At 68.2% G+C, this 16,953-nt stretch carries 21 protein-coding genes; 12 read left to right on the top strand and 9 right to left on the bottom strand.

Annotated features, from left to right (window positions below):
- Positions 1-34: 34 nt before the first annotated feature.
- Positions 35-427 carry a hypothetical protein gene (locus tag AB0L97_RS00675; RefSeq protein ID WP_355071864.1) on the bottom strand — a complete coding sequence of 131 codons (393 nt, stop codon included), beginning with the start codon at positions 425-427 and terminating at the stop codon, positions 35-37.
- Positions 428-604: 177 nt separating this feature from the next.
- On the opposite strand from AB0L97_RS00675, the gene AB0L97_RS00670 reads away from it, so the two are divergent.
- Entirely contained in the window at positions 605-1,351 is a 747-nt protein-coding gene (locus tag AB0L97_RS00670; RefSeq protein WP_364424366.1) for a GntR family transcriptional regulator, read from the top strand.
- 61 nt (positions 1,352-1,412) lie between these two features.
- Positions 1,413-1,604 carry a hypothetical protein gene (locus tag AB0L97_RS00665; RefSeq protein ID WP_356962625.1) on the top strand — a complete coding sequence of 64 codons (192 nt, stop codon included), beginning with the start codon at positions 1,413-1,415 and terminating at the stop codon, positions 1,602-1,604.
- Positions 1,605-1,746: 142 nt separating this feature from the next.
- On the opposite strand, the gene AB0L97_RS00660 is transcribed toward AB0L97_RS00665, so the two are convergent.
- Positions 1,747-2,637, bottom strand: coding sequence for an SDR family oxidoreductase (locus AB0L97_RS00660; protein ID WP_356962623.1), 891 nt, complete (start codon positions 2,635-2,637; stop codon positions 1,747-1,749).
- A 318-nt stretch (positions 2,638-2,955) separates the two neighbouring features.
- On the opposite strand from AB0L97_RS00660, the gene AB0L97_RS00655 reads away from it, so the two are divergent.
- Both AB0L97_RS00655 and AB0L97_RS00650 read left to right on the top strand, forming a co-directional pair.
- Positions 2,956-3,726: a hypothetical protein gene (locus tag AB0L97_RS00655; protein WP_364424363.1), complete on the top strand. Its 771-nt coding sequence runs from the start codon at positions 2,956-2,958 to the stop codon at positions 3,724-3,726.
- Between the two features lie 124 nt (positions 3,727-3,850).
- A complete protein-coding gene (locus AB0L97_RS00650; RefSeq protein ID WP_364424863.1) occupies positions 3,851-4,399 on the top strand; it encodes a TetR family transcriptional regulator in 549 nt (182 codons plus the stop codon).
- On the opposite strand, the gene AB0L97_RS00645 is transcribed toward AB0L97_RS00650, so the two are convergent.
- From AB0L97_RS00645 to AB0L97_RS00630, 4 genes are all read right to left on the bottom strand, one after another.
- Positions 4,396-5,031 carry a class I SAM-dependent methyltransferase gene (locus AB0L97_RS00645; RefSeq protein WP_364424360.1) on the bottom strand — a complete coding sequence of 212 codons (636 nt, stop codon included), beginning with the start codon at positions 5,029-5,031 and terminating at the stop codon, positions 4,396-4,398. The genes AB0L97_RS00650 and AB0L97_RS00645 overlap by 4 nt on opposite strands.
- A 13-nt stretch (positions 5,032-5,044) precedes the next feature.
- Complete coding sequence (locus AB0L97_RS00640) at positions 5,045-6,295, bottom strand: saccharopine dehydrogenase NADP-binding domain-containing protein (RefSeq protein ID WP_364424358.1); 1,251 nt, start codon at positions 6,293-6,295, stop codon at positions 5,045-5,047.
- A 36-nt stretch (positions 6,296-6,331) separates the two neighbouring features.
- Positions 6,332-7,744: an AarF/ABC1/UbiB kinase family protein gene (locus AB0L97_RS00635; RefSeq protein WP_355071875.1), complete on the bottom strand. Its 1,413-nt coding sequence runs from the start codon at positions 7,742-7,744 to the stop codon at positions 6,332-6,334.
- Between the two features lie 213 nt (positions 7,745-7,957).
- Positions 7,958-8,626, bottom strand: coding sequence for a TetR/AcrR family transcriptional regulator (locus tag AB0L97_RS00630; protein ID WP_355071877.1), 669 nt, complete (start codon positions 8,624-8,626; stop codon positions 7,958-7,960).
- 249 nt (positions 8,627-8,875) lie between these two features.
- Here AB0L97_RS00630 and AB0L97_RS00625 point away from each other — a divergent pair, with 249 nt between their 5' ends.
- The 5 genes from AB0L97_RS00625 (at position 8,876) to AB0L97_RS00605 (ending at position 13,010) form a co-directional block, all read left to right on the top strand.
- Positions 8,876-10,219 (top strand): DUF445 family protein, encoded by a 1,344-nt coding sequence (locus AB0L97_RS00625; protein ID WP_355071879.1) that lies wholly within the window; start codon positions 8,876-8,878, stop codon positions 10,217-10,219.
- A 104-nt stretch (positions 10,220-10,323) separates the two neighbouring features.
- Complete coding sequence (locus tag AB0L97_RS00620) at positions 10,324-10,830, top strand: helix-turn-helix transcriptional regulator (RefSeq protein ID WP_355071881.1); 507 nt, start codon at positions 10,324-10,326, stop codon at positions 10,828-10,830.
- A complete protein-coding gene (locus tag AB0L97_RS00615) occupies positions 10,827-11,501 on the top strand; it encodes a heparin-binding hemagglutinin (protein WP_355071883.1) in 675 nt (224 codons plus the stop codon). The genes AB0L97_RS00620 and AB0L97_RS00615 overlap by 4 nt, the downstream gene beginning before the upstream one ends.
- 67 nt (positions 11,502-11,568) lie before the next feature.
- On the top strand, positions 11,569-11,874 hold the full coding sequence (locus tag AB0L97_RS00610) for a DUF2516 family protein (protein ID WP_350906782.1): 306 nt from the start codon (positions 11,569-11,571) through the stop codon (positions 11,872-11,874).
- A 92-nt stretch (positions 11,875-11,966) separates the two neighbouring features.
- Positions 11,967-13,010, top strand: coding sequence for an alpha/beta hydrolase (locus AB0L97_RS00605; RefSeq protein WP_364424353.1), 1,044 nt, complete (start codon positions 11,967-11,969; stop codon positions 13,008-13,010).
- A 22-nt stretch (positions 13,011-13,032) separates the two neighbouring features.
- Here AB0L97_RS00605 and purU read toward each other — a convergent pair whose 3' ends face one another.
- The gene (gene purU, locus AB0L97_RS00600; protein WP_355071886.1) at positions 13,033-13,923 is read right to left on the bottom strand and encodes a formyltetrahydrofolate deformylase; all 891 of its coding nucleotides are present in this window, start codon (positions 13,921-13,923) and stop codon (positions 13,033-13,035) included.
- A 149-nt stretch (positions 13,924-14,072) separates the two neighbouring features.
- On the opposite strand from purU, the gene AB0L97_RS00595 reads away from it, so the two are divergent.
- Positions 14,073-14,324 carry an Arc family DNA-binding protein gene (locus tag AB0L97_RS00595; protein ID WP_364424350.1) on the top strand — a complete coding sequence of 84 codons (252 nt, stop codon included), beginning with the start codon at positions 14,073-14,075 and terminating at the stop codon, positions 14,322-14,324.
- Entirely contained in the window at positions 14,321-14,737 is a 417-nt protein-coding gene (locus tag AB0L97_RS00590; RefSeq protein ID WP_364424348.1) for a type II toxin-antitoxin system VapC family toxin, read from the top strand. The genes AB0L97_RS00595 and AB0L97_RS00590 overlap by 4 nt, the downstream gene beginning before the upstream one ends.
- A gap of 66 nt (positions 14,738-14,803) precedes the next feature.
- Here AB0L97_RS00590 and AB0L97_RS00585 read toward each other — a convergent pair whose 3' ends face one another.
- Positions 14,804-15,346: an N-acetyltransferase gene (locus tag AB0L97_RS00585; protein WP_364424346.1), complete on the bottom strand. Its 543-nt coding sequence runs from the start codon at positions 15,344-15,346 to the stop codon at positions 14,804-14,806.
- Positions 15,347-15,500: 154 nt separating this feature from the next.
- Between AB0L97_RS00585 and deoC the strand changes: the two genes are divergently transcribed.
- Positions 15,501-16,169: a deoxyribose-phosphate aldolase gene (gene deoC / locus AB0L97_RS00580; RefSeq protein ID WP_355071888.1), complete on the top strand. Its 669-nt coding sequence runs from the start codon at positions 15,501-15,503 to the stop codon at positions 16,167-16,169.
- Between the two features lie 42 nt (positions 16,170-16,211).
- Here deoC and AB0L97_RS00575 read toward each other — a convergent pair whose 3' ends face one another.
- Entirely contained in the window at positions 16,212-16,934 is a 723-nt protein-coding gene (locus AB0L97_RS00575; RefSeq protein ID WP_355071890.1) for a DUF2993 domain-containing protein, read from the bottom strand.
- Positions 16,935-16,953: the final 19 nt, after the last annotated feature.

The following is a 16,953-nucleotide window of genomic DNA, read 5'->3' as shown; positions in this document are numbered from 1 at the left end:
CCCCCTCAGTCGGTCCCGGCGCGCGGGTGCGCGCTCAACGGGGCTCCAGATAGTCGGCGACCAGCCGCAGTGCGGCCTGATTCGCCGCCTCGGCGTCGGCCAGCCGATTGGCCGCAGCGAGATACGCGGCCTTGAACAGCAGCGCCGTTTCCTGGAACGCGGCCAGGGTGTCCAGGTATTGCCTTCCCTTGGCGGAGAACCCGCGGGTGAGGCCGTGCCCGGTCGGCAGATCGGGGAAGCCGGTCACCTCGGTGACGAGGTGTTCGCCCGCCATCGCGCGGCCCAGATCGTCGACCAGTTGGTCGCACGCGGCGGCGAGATTCTCCGCGACCGCCGTGTCCAGCTCGAACCTTTCGCTCCCGCCCGCGCCGATGGCCGCCGCGTACAGCTCGCGCGCCGTCCCCTGTCCGGTATCGGGTACCGCCACGTGGAAGCCCCCTTCCGCTCGGTCCTGTTCGTACCGCGCTGTACTGGATTCGCACTTTACCGGGCGGTTCAGCGCGGCGGACCGCCTCGGTACGGGCTTGTGTGAAGGCCTCTGCGCCCGTCTCCGCCGTTGTTACACTGACCAGCGGTCCGAGGGGCGGTGTGGGGAAGGCGACCGGTGGCCGGAATCGATGGCGTAGTCCCGAAGTATCTGCAGATCTCGGGGCATCTGCGGGATCTGATCGAGCGCGGGGAGTTGGCTCCCGGCGCCGAGGTGCCGTCCGAGCGCGAACTCGCCGTCCGCTGGAAGGTCGCCCGGCCCACCGCCGCCAAGGCGCTGAACACGCTGCGGCAGCAGGGAATCGTCACGTCACGTCGTGGGTCGGGCACCTACGTGGCCGAACGCTCGGCGCTGATGCGCGAGAGCGCGCCCCGATACGGACCGTCCGCGTCCCAGCCCGATTCGGTGACCGTGCTGGGAGCTGAAATGGTGGAAGGACCGCAGGAGGTCACCGAATCGCTCGGTCTCCCAACGGCGAGTCCGGTGATCAGTGTGAAGCTGTTGTACGAGAACGGCTCCGGGGCGGTTCGGCTGGTCGCATGCTGGTATCCCGGTGAATTCGCCGCGGCCGCCACGCTGGTGCACGGGACGGTGCCCGTGCCGGGCGGAGTCGTGCGGTATCTGGAGGCCGTGATCGGCCGCGCCGCCGCAGTCGTGCGCGAGAGCGTCGGCGCCCGGCTGGCCACGGATGACGAACGCCGCCGTCTCGCGCTCCCGCATCCGGCGGCGGTGCTGGTCGTGCACCGCATCCGTCTGGACGTCCGCGGCGTCGCGCTGGAGTACCGCCAGAGCGTCCACCCGCCCGGCCGCCCGATCATGGAGCGCGAGTATCCGGCCAGGTCAGCGACCGATTTCCGCCGTTGACACCCCTGTGCCGCAACTGGCATAGTCCACTTGTCGGAAGTATCGAAGGGTGGGAGGGGCGATGTCCGATCAGTTGACCGTCGGCGGCTGGGTGGTCGTGGGGGAGCAGTGCTCGGTCCGCTTGGCCCCGGTACCGCGCGACGACTTCCTGGCCTTCGTGTTCGAAAGCAGCGGAACCGAATTCGAATTGGCCTTGGCGCCCGCGATCCTGCACCGCATGGTCGATCTCGGGACCGCCCCGTCCGCGCCGTGACATCGGCGAGCCACCACCGCGGCGGATCGCCTTACGCGCACCGTGGGTCGCGGCGGTTCCTGCCGACGCCTGCGGAACAAGCTGATCTCGAGGCCGAAAAGTCAGTGCGGGTGCGTGCTTCGGCTATCTCCGCGGTTGTGTTCTACGCGTCGATGAAAAGGTCGTTGGCGAGCGCGCCGGAGCCCGGTACGACTCGGTAGTGGTCCAGATCGGTGCGGCCATGGGAAGCGAGGACATCCTCGTCCAGGAGCAGCCGGCCGGTGTAGGTCGCGGCGGGGCTGGTCACGATCAGCAAAGCGGCGTCCGCGCAGATGAACGGGTTGCGGGACGCGGCGACGGCTTCCGCGCCGCCGAGCAGATTGCGCACCGCGGCGGTGTCGATCTTCGTGCGCGGCCACAGGGAGTTCACGGCGATGCCGTAGGGCCGGAACTCGTGTGCCAGACCGACGGTGGCGATGCTGACACCGTATTTGGAGACGGTGTAGGCCACGCCGTTGCCTACGTGCTCGGGGTTCATGTTGAGCGGCGGAGAGAGGGTGAGGATATGTGGATTCCGCCCGGCCGTCGCCGAGGCGCGCAGATGCGGCAGCGCCAGCTTGGACAGCAGGAACGGCGCGCGGAGATTGACGGCTTGCATGTGGTCGTAACGCTGCATGCCGATCTGCTCGGCGCCGGTGAGATCGACCGATCCCGCGTTGTTGACCAGGATATCGATGCCGCCGAAGCGCTCTGCGATCCGATCGACCGCCTCCGCCATCGCCTTGTCGTCGCGGACATCCGCCACCAGCGGCAGTACCGCGCCACCCGCGGCCTCCGCTTCCGCGGCGGCCGTGTGGATGGTGCCGGGCAGCTTGGGGTGCGGCTCCTGGGTGCGGGCGATCATCGCGACGTTCGCCCCCTCCGACGCGAACCTGATCGCGATCGCCAGGCCGATGCCACGGCTCGCCCCGGTGACAACGGCGGTCCTTCCCGCGAGTAGATCCCCGGTGGCCTCTCCTCGGGCGGACGCGGGCGTGGGTAGGGGACTGTTCATGGCGGGGTCCTCTGGCTGGAATACGCGATCTTGTGGAGTGAGGCTAGCTGGCATTCGCCGGGAGCGTGACAGATCCGTTGTCCCCGAGCTGTTTACAGCGGCTTGCGGGCGGTTGCTCGCCGTGCCCGATGGGACGATCGAAGCCGGTGCGTCCATACGCGGCAGTGGTTGAAAAAGCAATTGGATTTTCTCGGCGATCCGGGGAACCGAGAGCAGTCGGGATGCGTCCAATAACAGTGACGACCTTTTGAACGATGCACAGGCGGGCCTGGGGGTGAGGGGATCGGTGCGATGTCGGACGCGAACAACGGAGGTGCGATGGCGACCCGGACGGTGCCGCAGCCTCCGTTCCCGCCGGGGTTGCTGGCCGATCTGCATGCCGGCAATGTGACGGCCGCGCAGCGCGAGCAGTTGTGGCCGATCGTCTCGCGTGATCCGCAGGCGGTGCGGTATCTGCGCGGGCTGGATGAGATCAGCGCGGAATTGGGTGCACTGAGCCGGGAGGAACGCGTCATCCACTCCATGCCCGAGGACGTCACCGCCCGGCTGACCGAATTCATCGAAGCGCTCCGATCACCCCAGGACACCACGGTCCACGCGATCGCGGGCGGGCGGGCGGGCGAGGCCCGGCTCGATATCGGATATTCCCAACGCGGCGCGGCTCCCTCGGTCGCTGTCGACGAGCACCGCCGCGCCAGGGCGCGCTGGCTCGCCGCGGCAGCCGCGGCGATCGTCGCCCTTGCCGCAGCCGGCTCGGCCATCTCGGCGATGGACGGCCGTGACCACCCAGCCCCCACCGCGCGACCCGCCATCGGAAACGACGAAGTCACCGCCACCATGGCCCTCGGCGCGCTGGGCCGCCACGCCGTCAGCGGCTCCCTCTCCGACCCCGAAGCGCTGCAACGCTGTGTCCACGCGAACGGGCTCGACCGCACCGTCCTCGGCTCGGCCGACATCGCGTTCCAGGGCGGCGACGCGGTGCTCATCCTGCTCAACGGCCCGCACCCGCCCGCCGTCACCGCGTTGGTCGTCGGAACCGGCTGCGATACCGGTGACCCGCAGCGCCGGGTATTGCATGACATCGGCTGACCGCGCGTGGCGGGTCACGTTCCACCGCCCACGGCCGCGCGCACGCCTGCGCGCGATAGGCTATGACAGTCGTCATGAACATGGGAGGAGAAAGGTGGCCGAAACGCCGCAGGCGCGGGATCGAATGGTGGCAGGCGCGGCCGACATGATCCGCCGCCGCGGTCTGAACGCGACCAGCGTGCGGGAACTGGCCAAGCACGCCCAGGCTCCGCTGGGATCCACCTACCACTACTTCCCCGGCGGCAAAGCGCAGCTGGCGGCCGAAGCCGTGCGCTTCGCCGATGCGCTGGCCGCCCGCAAACTCGCGCAAGGGCTGCCCGCCGGGCCGGTCGCGGGATTGCGGTCGTTCGTCGACATGTGGCGGAAGGTTCTGACGGACAATGATTTCCAGGCCGGCTGCCCGGTGCTCGCGGTCGCGATCGAGGGCCCGGGGGACGACGACGAGCCGCAGCGGGCCGCCGCGGCCGCGTTCGAGAACTGGACCGGCCTGCTGACGCGGTCGTTGCGCGACCACGGCGCGAGCGAGGCCGACGCCGAGCGGACCGCCACCCTGATCGTCGCCGCGGTCGAGGGCACGGTGGCGATGTGCCGGGTGGAGCGCAGCACCCTTCCGCTCGATCGGACCGTGGACAAGCTCGAGTTCCTGATCCGGGCCGTCACCGCGGAGGTCTAGTGCGCGGGCTTCGTCGCGCTGACGTACTGGAGCAGGCGATGGACCCGCTGGTCGATCTCCACCAAACCCTCCTCGGCGAACAGGGCGGGAAAGGTCCGGGCGCCGAACACCCGCAGCCCGCTCAAACCGCCGACCACGCGGCTCATCTCACCGATGGGGTTGGCCGCCCGGTGGCTGGTGGTGATGGCGATCCGGCCACCGGGAGCGAGAACGCGAATCATCTCGCGAGCGGCGACGAGTGGGTCCGGAATGAGGTAGAGCGCGCCGAAACAGCAGACCGCGTCGAAGGTTCCGTCCGCGAACGGGAGCCTGCGCGCGTCGCCGCGGAGATACCCGACGCGCGGTCCGGCGTTGTCCGCGACGGCGCGCGCCAGCATCGGCTCCGAGTAGTCCACGCCGATCGCATAGCCCTCGCCGGACAGCGCCTCACTCAGGTATCGGGTGAAATTGCCCGGTCCGCAGGCGATGTCGAGCACCTTCTGCGCGCCGCCGAGCCGCAGGGCGGTGACCGCGTCGCGGCGGTCGGACGCGGTCGTCCGCCCACTGGCGAGATAGAACAGCGCCGGCCGCCAGGCGCGTTCGTACACCGCGGCGAGCGCGGGGGCATTCATCGTCTTGCGTGCGAGATTCACCGGAGCGCGTCCCTCAGGCGCGGTCGACGGTGATCGTCATGCCCGCCGCGCGCAGTCGCTCGGTGAGGGCGTCGCCCATCGCCGCGGCCGGGGTGAGAATGCCCGCGAGTTCGGGTTGCTTCTCCGTGTCGAACGCCAGGCACAGACCGCTCTCGCCGAGCAGTACGGCGGTGGCCTGGTATCCCGGGTCGCCGGTGCCGGAGAAGGTGGCCACGTACTTCGCGCCCGAGGTGGTGTGCGCGAACGTCTTCATGCTGAACCAGCCGCTCTTGCGGGCCTGCTCGCTCGGTCCGGTGCCCGGCTTGGGCAGCACGCGATCGAGCAGCTTGCGACCCGCCGATGCCCGCGACAACAGCGCCCCCGCGGTCATGCCCGCCACGATGCCGCCCGCCATGCCCGCCGCTACCAGCGGCGCCACCCGGGACTTCCCCGCGCTCATCACTTCGCGGTAGCGGAAGTTCTTGCCGTACACCCAGCCGAGCAGGCCGTTGCTGCGGCGCACGATCTTGGTGTTGTGCGCGGCCATGACGAACGTGCTGACCCATCCGTCCAGGCTGGGATCGATCGAGCTCGCCCGCGACAGCGCCTGATCGGACTGGCGGCCGACGTCGGGATCCATCGACCTGTCCGGGCTCAGCGAGTACGGGTGCGACATCACCTTGCCCTTGGCCGGGTCGGCGGCGATCGCCTCCATCATGGCGCGGCCGGAATCGATGGTGCCGCCGCTGACGCCGCCCTTGAGCGAAGCCACCAGCGTGACGTCGACGAGCTCACCGGTGTTGTCCTCGACCGTGCGGCGGTAGAGCTGATACACGCTCAGATCGGACGGAATCGAGTCGTAGCCGCAGGAATTCACGATCTTCGCGCCCGTGGCGACGGCCTGTTCGTGATAGTTGTCGATGGCGTCGCGGATGAACAGCGGCTCGCCGGTGAGGTCGGCGTAATGGGTTCCTGCCTTCGCGCACGCCGCCACCAGCGGCATCCCGTAGCGCAGGTACGGGCCGACGGTGGTGACCACGACTTTGGTGCGCGCCGCCAGCTCGTCGAGCGCGCTCTGGTCTGTCGAGTCGGCCACCACCAGACCCCAGTTCGCGGCCGTCGAGCCGAGGTCGTCGCGTGCGGCGGTCAACTTGTCCAGCGATCGTCCCGCCAGCGCGATTCGCGCGGATTCCGGCGCGGCCTCGGTGAGATATTCCGCGGTCAGCTTGCCGACGAAACCCGTCGCGCCGAAGAGCACTAGGTCGAATTCCCGTGTGTCTGCCATGGTCTTCCGTTCTGCGGTCGTGCCGCCGTTCGGCGGCTACTTGGTGGTCTTCTTGCGCGGCCGTTGCGGCGCGGCGCGCGGGCGGTCGGCGAGCCAGGCGTGATGGGCCCGGCCGAGCTCGGTGACCGGTGGTTCGTCGTAGAGCCATTCCCTGGAGATGCGATGCCAGTTCGCGGTGCAGCCGAGGTGACCGAGCATGCCGAAGGTCAGGAAGTCGGCGCGGCGGGAGAAGAGGTGCTCCGGCGGCAGATTCTGCTGCTTCATACCGGTGAACTCGCTGGCCCTCGGATCGACCGCGAGCAGGAAGGCGCCGCTGGCGAGCTCGGGAGTGATGGTCAGTTCCTCGTCGATCAGACACCATTCCGAGGCGGCCAGTACGTATTCCAGGCACTCCTCGGCGCCGATCTCCTGCGGCGAATCGATGACGCCGCGTTGGATCATCAACTCGCGCAGGTCTTCCGCGCGATCTTCTGCCGCGGCACGCAGACAGACCAGCTCGAATTGCACGTGCTCGGCGTCCATGCGGTTGAACAATCCGAAATCCAGGAAGCCGACCCGGCCGTCGTCGGCCAGCAGCACGTTGCCCGGATGCGGGTCGCCGCAGAATTCGTTGAAGGTGAACAGCGATCCCACGTAGAACCGGTAGATGATCTCGCCGATCCGGTTGCGCTCCGCTTGGGGCAGCTGCCGGATCTCTTCGAAGCCCTTGCCCTCCACGTATTCGGTGACCAGCACCCGCGTGGTGGAGAACTCCGGCAGCGAGCGCGGGACGATGACGAACGGATGCCCGGCGTACAACTCGGCGATCTGCAACTGGGTGGCCGCTTCGGCCCGGTAGTCCAGCTCGGCCTCCATGTTCAGCCGCAGCTCGTCCAGCACCGCGGGCGTCACCCACGGCATCGCGGACTGGAGCACGCGCCGGAACATCGCGAGATTCTTCAGATCCGCGCGCACCGCGGCATCGATGCCCGGATACTGCACCTTCACCGCGACCTGGCGGCCGTCGTGTAGTCGCGCCCGGTACACCTGGCCGATCGAGGCGGCGGCGACGGGCTCGGCGTCGAACTCGGCGAAGACCGCGTCGAGCGGCTTTCCGAAATCGTCCTCGATCACCTGGCGCATGGCCGCGAAGGAGACCGTCGGGGCCGCGTTGCGCAGCACGGCCAGGCGTTTCTGGAACCGCTCCCGATGGTCCTCTGGCACCAGATCCAGATCGAGCACCGACATCATCTGGCCGAGCTTCATGGCGACGCCCTTCATGGTGCCCAGCACCGTGACCACCTGCTCGGTGGTGCGGATCATCGATTCCTCGGCCATCTTCGCCCGGACGGCCTCGGATCTGCCCCGCATGGTCAACCGCGCGCGCTGGGTGCGAAGCACCGAACTGGCTGCCACCGCGCCCAGCTTCGTGCCACGAGCAAGCCGAGAGGTCGGTACTTGCTTCGCCATCGAGGTACCTCCGTTGGTGCCGCGGTCGGAGCGACGGACGCGGGCGGCAGCGTGCGGGACACCCGCACGGACCGCCGTCGAGTACGGCGCCTGCGGTGACGCAACGCACTCGGCGCACCGCTCGGGTTCAGACTAGCCAAGGATTCGGCAAAGTCGAGAGTGCTGGTGAACTTTTGCAAGCGCTCCAGCTAGCACCAGGGCCGATGGCTCGATTCAGTCTTGCGCCGGCGTCTCGGGGGCGGGCAGCACATGCTGCTGCGCGTTGAACGCGGCGGGCGAACCGCCCGCGCGGGCCATGCCCTCGATGGCGCTCCAGGCGAGCATGGTGAGGTAATCGATCACGTCCTCGCGGGACAGCGACTTGTTGGTGGTCCACCAGTGCGTGGCCAGCTGGATGCCACCGACCAGCACGTACGACGCCAGCGCGGCGCCCTCGGTCGCCACGCCCCGGTCCTTGGCGCGATCGGTGATCACCGCGCACACCACCTCGGCGAAAAGCTTCTCGAACTCCGCGAGCGAGGACTGGTCGGCCGAGCCGTTGCCCATGATGAAGCGGTAGACCTCGGGGTCCTCGTCGACCGTGCCGACGTACTCGGCCAGGGCCGAGCGCACCAGCTGGTATTCGTCCGCGTCCAGGCTGATCGCGCCGTACACCCGCGGCATCAGCGTGGTCTCGATGAACCGCTGCATGGTCGCGTGGACGAGGTCGTTCTTGTCGGAGAAGTAGCGGTAGAGCACGGTCTTGGAGACGCCGATCTCCGCGGCGATCTCGTCCATGCCCGCGTTGCTGCCGCGGGCGCGCACGGCGGCGAGAGTGCCGTCGACGAGTTCCTCCCTGCGGTCGATCTTGTGTTGCCGCCACCGGCGCTTGCGGCCGTCCATCCGGCCGCCGCGCACCGCCGACGGTCGCTCGCCGACATCGACAAGGTCTTCGGTGGACAGCGTGGGCTCCCTCGTTCGTAAGTGCTCCGGTAGCTACCAGCTTAGGTCCCCGATACCCGTGATATGCGCTTTTGAGCCCGGATGCGGTAGGAACCACAGTCCGGGCGTGTCCGGCGCCCGGCCCGTCCGGTTTGTGCGCAGGCACTCACCCCGCTCGCTCACTTCGCCGCGCACAGCAGAATGGGAGGCATGGAGAAAGCTCCCGGCAACACCGCGGTGCTGAACGCCCGGGGCGACCGCGCCGGAGACGCCGCCGCGCCCCTCGGCTTCGCCGCCGTGCTCGACGAGGCGGCCAAGCGTCGTGACCTCTGGCGGATGAAGGCGTTCGCCACCGGGCTGCTCGCCTTGGCCACCGCGATCTATCTGTTCTGCCGCTGGACCGAATCGCGCGGGGCGGGCGGCGACTGGGTCGGCTACCTGCGGGCCGCATCGGAGGCGGGCATGGTCGGCGCCCTGGCGGACTGGTTCGCGGTGACCGCCCTGTTCCGTCATCCACTCGGCCTGCCCATCCCGCACACGGCGATCATCCGGCGGAAGAAAGACCAGCTCGGCGCCAGTCTCGGTACGTTCGTCGGCACGAACTTCCTGGCGCCCGAGGTGGTGTCGGCCAAGGTGAACTCGGCGCAGATCTCCTGGCGGGTCGGGCGCTGGATGGCCGATCCGGGTCATGCCGCGCGCGTGGCGCAGGAGAGCTCGACCATCCTGCGCGCCGTCGTCGGCGTACTGCGCGACGAGGACGTGGAGCAGGTCATCGACAACACCATCGTCAAGCGGATCGCCGAGCCGCTGTGGGGTCCGCCGATCGGACGGGTGCTGGCGGAACTGCTCGCCGACAACCGGCAGTTGGCGTTGCTGGATCTGCTCGCCGAGCGCGCGCACCAGTGGGCGCTCGGATCCCAGGAGACGATCGATCGGATCGTGTTGCGGGACGCGCCGCAGTGGGCGCCGAAATTCGTCAACATCTTGCTTTCCGAACGGATCTACCGGGAACTGGTCGAGTTCACCTGGAAAGTCCGCTCCAATCCGGAGCACGAGGTCCGTCTCGCCGCGAACCGGTTCCTGGAGGAATTCGCCGAGGACCTGCAATTCGATGACGCCATGATCAAAAAGGCGGAGCGGATCAAGGCGCAGATCATGGGCCGGGAGGAGATCACCGGACTCGCGTCGGCCACCTGGCGCGCGGCGAAGCGGCTGATCCTGGAGTCCGCCGACGATCCGAGCAGCACGCTGCGGCGCAAGGTCGCCGAGAACGTGCAGCAGCTCGGCGAGCGCTTGCGCGACGACGCGGACATGCGGGCCAAGGTCGACAACTGGATCGATCGCGGCGCGCGCTACTTGGTGGAAAACTATGCCGGTGAGATCAGCACCCTGGTCACCGACACGGTTGCCCGGTGGGATGCCGAGGAAGCCAGCAAGAAGATCGAATTGCAGGTCGGCCGGGATCTGCAATTCATCCGCATCAACGGAACCGTCGTCGGTTCGCTTGCCGGACTGACGATCTACACGATTTCCCACTTGATGTTCGGCGGTTGATCCGCGGCGTGCGGAACGTTTGCCGAAACGCTGCTAGCAGACTGCTTGCAATAGCTAGCACCCTGACCTAGAATCGAATTCGTACAACCGCCAGAAGGTGAGTGATGGCTGACCAGCCCGAGGTTTCCGCCGAGTACACCGAGAGATCGGACGAGCATTCGTCCGGCATCGGCGAACGAGGGGGTCGCGTCGTCAGTGCGGCGCACGACATCGGAGGCTTCATCAGGGCGCAGCGGGAAGCCGCGCAAGTCTCGTTGCGTCAACTCGCCCAGCTGGCGGGGGTGAGCAATCCGTATCTCAGCCAGATCGAGCGCGGACTGCGAAATCCGTCCGCCGAAGTGCTCACGCAGATCGCGAAAGCGCTGCGGGTCTCCTCGGAGGTCTTGTACGTACGGGCTGGCTATCTCGAGCAGCGGCCGCACAGTCCGGTCCGGGACGCACTGCTCGCCGACACGTTCATCAGTGAGCGGCAGAAGCAGGTGCTGCTGGACATCTATGAATCGTTTCGCCGGGAAAACGGAGGAAACGAGGTAGGGGGGGACGTATGGGACAGCGACGTTCCGCGCACGACAACCGAAACTCCGCCACGCCAGGAGAACGAAACACCATGACCGAGAAGAACGCCACCGTCACCAAGCCCCTGCTCGCCACCGTCGGCGCGGGTGACGCCCTCTACGCCGCCGTCAACGACGTTTTCGCGCAGGTGCGCGAGCGTGCGGCCGCCACCGAGGTGCAGGCCCGGGTGGAGGAGGCGCGCGAGCGCTTCGCCAACGTTCCCGCCGACGTCCAGGACCGGTTCGAGTCGCTGCGTGAGCGGCTGTCCGGCCTGCCGTCGGAGCTGCCGGACGACCTCGCCGAACTGCGCGAGCGGTTCACCGCCGAGGAGCTGCGGGCGCTGGCCGAGAAGTACTACCGGCAGGCGCTGGACATCTACGCCGACCTCGCCGTCCGCGGTGAGGAGACGATCGAGCGGCTGCGCGCCAACCAGGTCGTCGACGAGCGGATCGGCAAGGTCGAGACGCTGTACGGCGACGCGGTCAGCCGCGCCGAGGACGTGCTCGGGCGCGTCAACGGACTGATCGGCCGCCCGGCGAAGGAGGCCGAGCTCGCGGCCGACGAAGAGATCGACCCGGCGCCGGTCGTCGAGGCCGAGGTCGTCGAGGTGACCACCGAGGCCACCCCGGCTCCGGTCGTGAACGGTGAGGCCAAGAAGGCTCCGGCCAAGAAGGCCCCCGCGGCCAAGAAGGCTCCGGCCAAGAAGGCCGCTCCCAAGAAGCCCTGAACGGCCCGCGGCTGAAGCGATTCGACGCCCTCGCGCACCCCTGGTGTGCGAGGGCGTTGCTTCTATGATGGGTGAGGTGAATATGGTGCACGGATTGACCGGGATGATCCTGCTGGTGCTGTGGCTGGCGGCGCTCGGTGCGACGATTTTCGCGCTGATCCACGCCGTGCGTCAGCGTCCGGACGCGTTCACCGCGGTGGACAAACTGACCAAGCCGATCTGGCTGGCGATTCTCGGGGCGGCTGTGCTCGTGCTCCTGCTCTCCCCCGCGGGTCTGGGCCTGCTCTCCTTCGCGGCGATCATCGCCACGGGCGTCTACTTGGCCGACGTCCGGCCCAAGGTGGACGAGGTGCAGCGGGGTCCGCGCTGGTGAGGGCGGAGTTCGCCGACAGGTAAGGGTGCTTGCACTAGCAAGCGGCGCAAATCGGGGTTACTGTATCTAGCAGTAACACAAAGGAGTGTCCGATGCGTGCCATGCTGCCGACCGCGTTGACGAGCTTCCGGGGCCTGCTCCGGAGCTGGCGCGACGCGCACAGCGCCGACTTGCGGTCGCGTACCTACCAGACCGCCGCGTTCAACCCGCCGACCGCGCCTCGCGAGGTGATTCCGGTCCAGACCGGTGACGGCGTCCGGCTGCGCGTACACGCCTACGGCCCGTCGGATGCCCCCGTCATCGTGCTCGTCCACGGGTGGACCTGCTGCCTGGAATACTGGAATCCGCAGATCAACGCGTTCGCCGGTGACTATCGGGTGATCGCTTACGACCAGCGCGGTCACGGCGAGAGCGAATACGGGTCGAGCGAGCTGACCATGGAGCTGCTGGCCGACGACTTGGCCGCCGTGCTCGACGCCGCGCTCGCGCCCGGGCAGCGGGCCGTGCTCGTCGGCCACAGCCTCGGCGGCATGACACTGCAGGCCTGGGCGGGACGCTATCCCGAGCGGGTCGCGCATCAGGCGCTCGCGGTGCTGCTGACCAATACCGCGGCGGACCGGTTGATCCTGGAGACGACGGTCGTGCCGCTGCTGAACCGTCCGCTGCGGCTGCTGCAGTTGAAGGTGCCGCTGCCGTTCCTGTTCGGCAGGCTCGGGCTCGGCGCCCCGATGGTCTTCCCGCCCATCGCGCCGGTGCGCTGGCTGTTCGCGCGTCAGATCCTCAGCACCGCGGCCAAAGGCGAGCTGTTGGATTTCAGCATGGCCATCGTGCGGTCGTGTCCCGCGCGGGTGCGCGCCAAGTTCGGATTCCTGCTGGCCACGATGGATGTCGGGGAGTCGGCCCGGAATCTGGTGGTCCCCACGACGGTGATCTCGGGGCAGTTCGACGACATGACGCCGCCGGTGCACTCCGAGCGGATCGTCGAAATGCTCCGGCAGACCGGCAGTCTCGCGCGCTATCAGGTGCTGCCCACGGGGCATCTCGGCAACGCCGAGGCCTACGTGCGGTTCAACGAGGAACTCGCGCGCGTCCTCGCCGCCACGCGCAAGTCCAGCCGCGCCGACCTCGCGGGCTGACGCGCCCAGCCGCTCGCGCCGGTCAGGAGAAGACGACCGTCCGGCGGCCGTGCACCAGGACGCGGCCCTCCAGATGCCAGCGCAGCCCGCGCGCCAGAACCACCCGCTCGATGTCGCGACCTTGGCGGACCATGTCGCGCACTTCGTCCGCGTGGTCGATGCGGATGACGTCCTGCTCGATGATCGGGCCCGCGTCCAGTTCCGGGGTCACGTAGTGGCAGGTTGCTCCGATCAGCTTCACGCCACGGGCGAAAGCCTGGTGGTACGGGCGAGCGCCGACGAACGAGGGCAGGAAGCTGTGATGGATGTTGATCGCCTTGCCCGCCCAGTGTTCGCACAACTCGGCCGGCAGCACCTGCATGAACCGCGCCAGCACCACCGCGTGCGGATCGTGCGCGTCCACCAGGGCGCGGACCTCTTCGAACGCGGGACCGCGCTCGGCCGGGTCCTTCGGGAACGGCACGTGATGGAACTTCACCCCGTGCGCCTCGGTCATCGCCGCCAGATCCGGATGGTTGCCGATCACCGCCTCGATGGTGGCGGGCAGTTCACCGCTTGCGGCGCGTCCGAGCAAATCGTGCAGACAATGGCCGTCCTTGCTGACCAGCAGTACCGCGCGACGGCGCGCGCCGGAGTCCAGCAGTTGCCATTCGCTCTCCGGCCCCAGTTCCGCCGCCACTCCGGCGAACCGGTCACGCAGCTCCGCGATGCCGAACGGCACCGTCGCGGCCCTGATCGCCTGACGCGTGAAGAACCAGCCGGTATCCGCGTCGGAGTGATACCCCGCCTCCACGATCGAGCCGCCGAACTCGGCGATGAACGACGTGATCCGGGCGATGATGCCCGGCCGATCCGGGCAGCCGAGAGTCAGCACGTAGCGGCGTTCGTCCGAGACGGGTGGAGCGGAACTCATGGGGTTCATCCTCCCAGGTGCACCGCCGGGCATTCGCCGCGCCTTCGCCGAGCGCTCGACAAGGTGTCTCCGAGTGCGATCGCCGTCTATGATTGAAGGCAATGAAGGCAATGACGCTATTGCCGTCGACTCGGAGTGGGTGAGTGGATATGGCCAGGCTGACCGTTCGTGATCTACCCGACGAGGTACGCGAGGCACTGCGTGTGCGCGCGGCCCAGCATGGACGCAGTACCGAGGCGGAAGTCCGCGCGATCCTCATCGAAGCCGTCACGCCTGTGGCACAGGTCGAACTCGGGTCGTTGTTGGCGGAGATCGGTCGTGAGATCGAACTCACCGATGACGAGTTCGACGCCCTGAACGCCCGTGACCGACGGCCGATCCCTCCCATGGAGTTCGAGTGATCGTTCTCGACACCAACGTCATCTCCGAACCGCTGCGCAAGGCTCCGGACTCGCGTGTAGTCGCTTGGATCAATGCTCAACCTCTGCGCACTTTGTACCTGTCAGCTGTCACTGTGGCCGAACTCCGGTTCGGAATTGCCGCGATGCCTGCGGGCAGGCGGCGAGACACACTGCGCGACAGGTTCGAAACACGCGTGTTGCCTCTGTTCGCCGAGCGAATACTCGCTTTCGACCTGACCACCTCTGCGGTGTACGCCGAACTCATGGCGGCTGCGCGCGCCACCGGTGCGGCGATCGGGACTGCCGACGGCTATATCGCCGCGACGGCCAGCGCCGCTCGAATGGCCGTCGCCACTCGCGATACCGCGCCGTTCCGAGCTGCCGGGGTGCCCGTCATCGACCCGTGGGCCTAGCGCCCGGGCCGTTCGTCTGCGGCGCAGGTCGCCTGTCCCGTATGCGTCCGAGTCGAGCGGTGGTGCTCAGAGGTTGTAAAACGGTTCGGCGTAGTGGAATTCGCCGGCGATCTGGGAGTCGTAGGCCGAGAGGGAGCGGACCTGGAAGTGGCTGATCCACGACGGGTCGTCGGGGGTGATGCCGAGGCGGGCGGCGGGGACGAAACCGAAGCGCGGGTAGAACTCCAGGCTGCCGAGCAGGCCGATCAGTGGTTCGTCGAGGGCGTCCGCGGCGCCGAGCGCCGCGTGCATGAGGGCGGAGCCGACTCCGGCGCCCTGATGGTCGGCGAGAACGCCGATCGGGCCGAGCGCCAGCACGGGGAACGGGCCGACGGCGGCTCTGGTCAAGCATAGGTGGCCGACCACGCTGTCGTGCTCGATCGCCACCAGCGAGAGCGTCGGGATCCAACCCTCGTCACTGCGCAGCTGGGCGACCAGGTCGACCTCGGGCGGGTCGGCGCCGGGGCGGCCACCGGACGCGGCGGCGGGGGCATAGCGCGGTGCGAATGCGCTGCGATGCACCGCCGCGATGGCAGCGGCGTCGTCGACGCGTTCGCGACGGATCAGCACGGTCGTCTCCTCCCGAACGAAGTAGGGCCCATCCGCACACGTTAGTCAGCGACCGTGGCGTCACGTTGTCCGATGCGCCATCAGCTACGAGTGTGCGCGAACTGCCGCCAGGCGCGCAACGGAATTCGATTCCGGTGTGCCAGACTCTCACCCCATGGCAAGTTCCACGTCGCTGACCAGGGCCGAAGTGGCCGCCATGATCGATCACACGCTGCTCGCTCCGGAGGCGACGCCCGCGCAGGTCGGCGCGTTGATCGAAGACGCACGGACGCTTGGCGTCCTGGCGATCTGTGTGTCGCCGTCCATGTTGCCGGTGCGCGCGCCCGGACTGGTGGTCGCGACGGTCGCCGGATTCCCTTCGGGGAAGCATCATTCGCTGGTCAAAGGCGCCGAGGCGCGGCTCGCGGTGGATCAGGGCGCCGCCGAGGTGGACATGGTCATCGATGTCGGCGCGGCTCGCGCGGGTGATTACACGGCGGTGCTGTCCGACATCGTCACGGTCCGCGAGGCGATCGGGGATCGGGCGCTGTTGAAAGTGATCATCGAGTCCGCCGCGCTGCCGGACGAAGCGATCGTGCAGGTGTGCCGGGTCGCCGAACGCGCGGGCGCCGATTTTGTGAAGACCTCCACGGGATTTCACCCCGCGGGCGGCGCGAGCGCGCACGCGGTGCGGTTGATGGCCGAGACGGTCGGCGACAGGCTCGGCGTCAAGGCCAGTGGCGGCATCCGGACCGCCGAGGCGGCCGCGGAGCTGATCGCGGCGGGCGCGACCCGGCTCGGGCTGTCGAAATCGCGTGAAGTGCTCGATGGTTTCCCGAGCTGACCGTCAAAGCGCAAGGCCCGGAGGCCGTGCGGCGGTGCGCGTTCAGCAGCGCGTGTCGGAGCCGTTGCCCGCCTGCTCGAGCTGGGTACGCCCGCCGGAGAGGTGGACGTCGACGCCGGAGTCGGTGACCTTCAGGTCGGTCGCCGCCATGCCGAGCGGGTAGCTCTGCAGGCTCTTGGTGAACAGGTCGACGATGCTCTGCACCAGGTCGGAGGGCAGGCCGATGCCGAGCAACTCCGCCGACATCGTCTCCACCTTGACCATGCCGTTCACGATCTGCGGCTTCAACTGGAGTTCGGCGAAGCCGCCGAGCACCGACAGGGTGAGCATGCCGGTACTCGCCGAGGAACTCACCCCGCTGACCATGCCGCCGAGGGTCTCTTTGATCCCCTCGTTGCTCCAGGTGACGTCGGCCGAGGAACTGCCGATCTCGCTGCCGTTCTGGTCGGCGACGTCGACGTCGCGGAAGACGGCGTGCACCACCATCCCGACGGCGGGACCGAACTTGGTGTCGGCACTGTTCACCTTGACCGTCGGCACCTTGCCGTCGATCCAGGTGAGCAGCATCGGCTTGGGCCCGAAGCTCACGTCGATCTTCGACCCCATCTCCTTCTCGAACTGCGAGCTGATGCAGTTCGACACCGTGTGCCTGGCGTAGGCCTCGCCGCCGACCAAGACCGTGGCGAGCAGAATCGCTACCACGGTCAGGGCGATCAGCAGGGTCCGCCGGTTGATCGTCGAGGGCGAGGTTGCGTTCGTACTCATGGCCAAAATTCTTCCCGAC

The organism is Nocardia sp. NPDC051911 (genome assembly GCF_040681035.1).
GTDB lineage: Bacteria > Actinomycetota > Actinomycetes > Mycobacteriales > Mycobacteriaceae > Nocardia > Nocardia sichangensis.
Note: the sequence above shows the minus strand (reverse complement) of the source record. Positions and strands in the feature narration are given on the sequence as shown.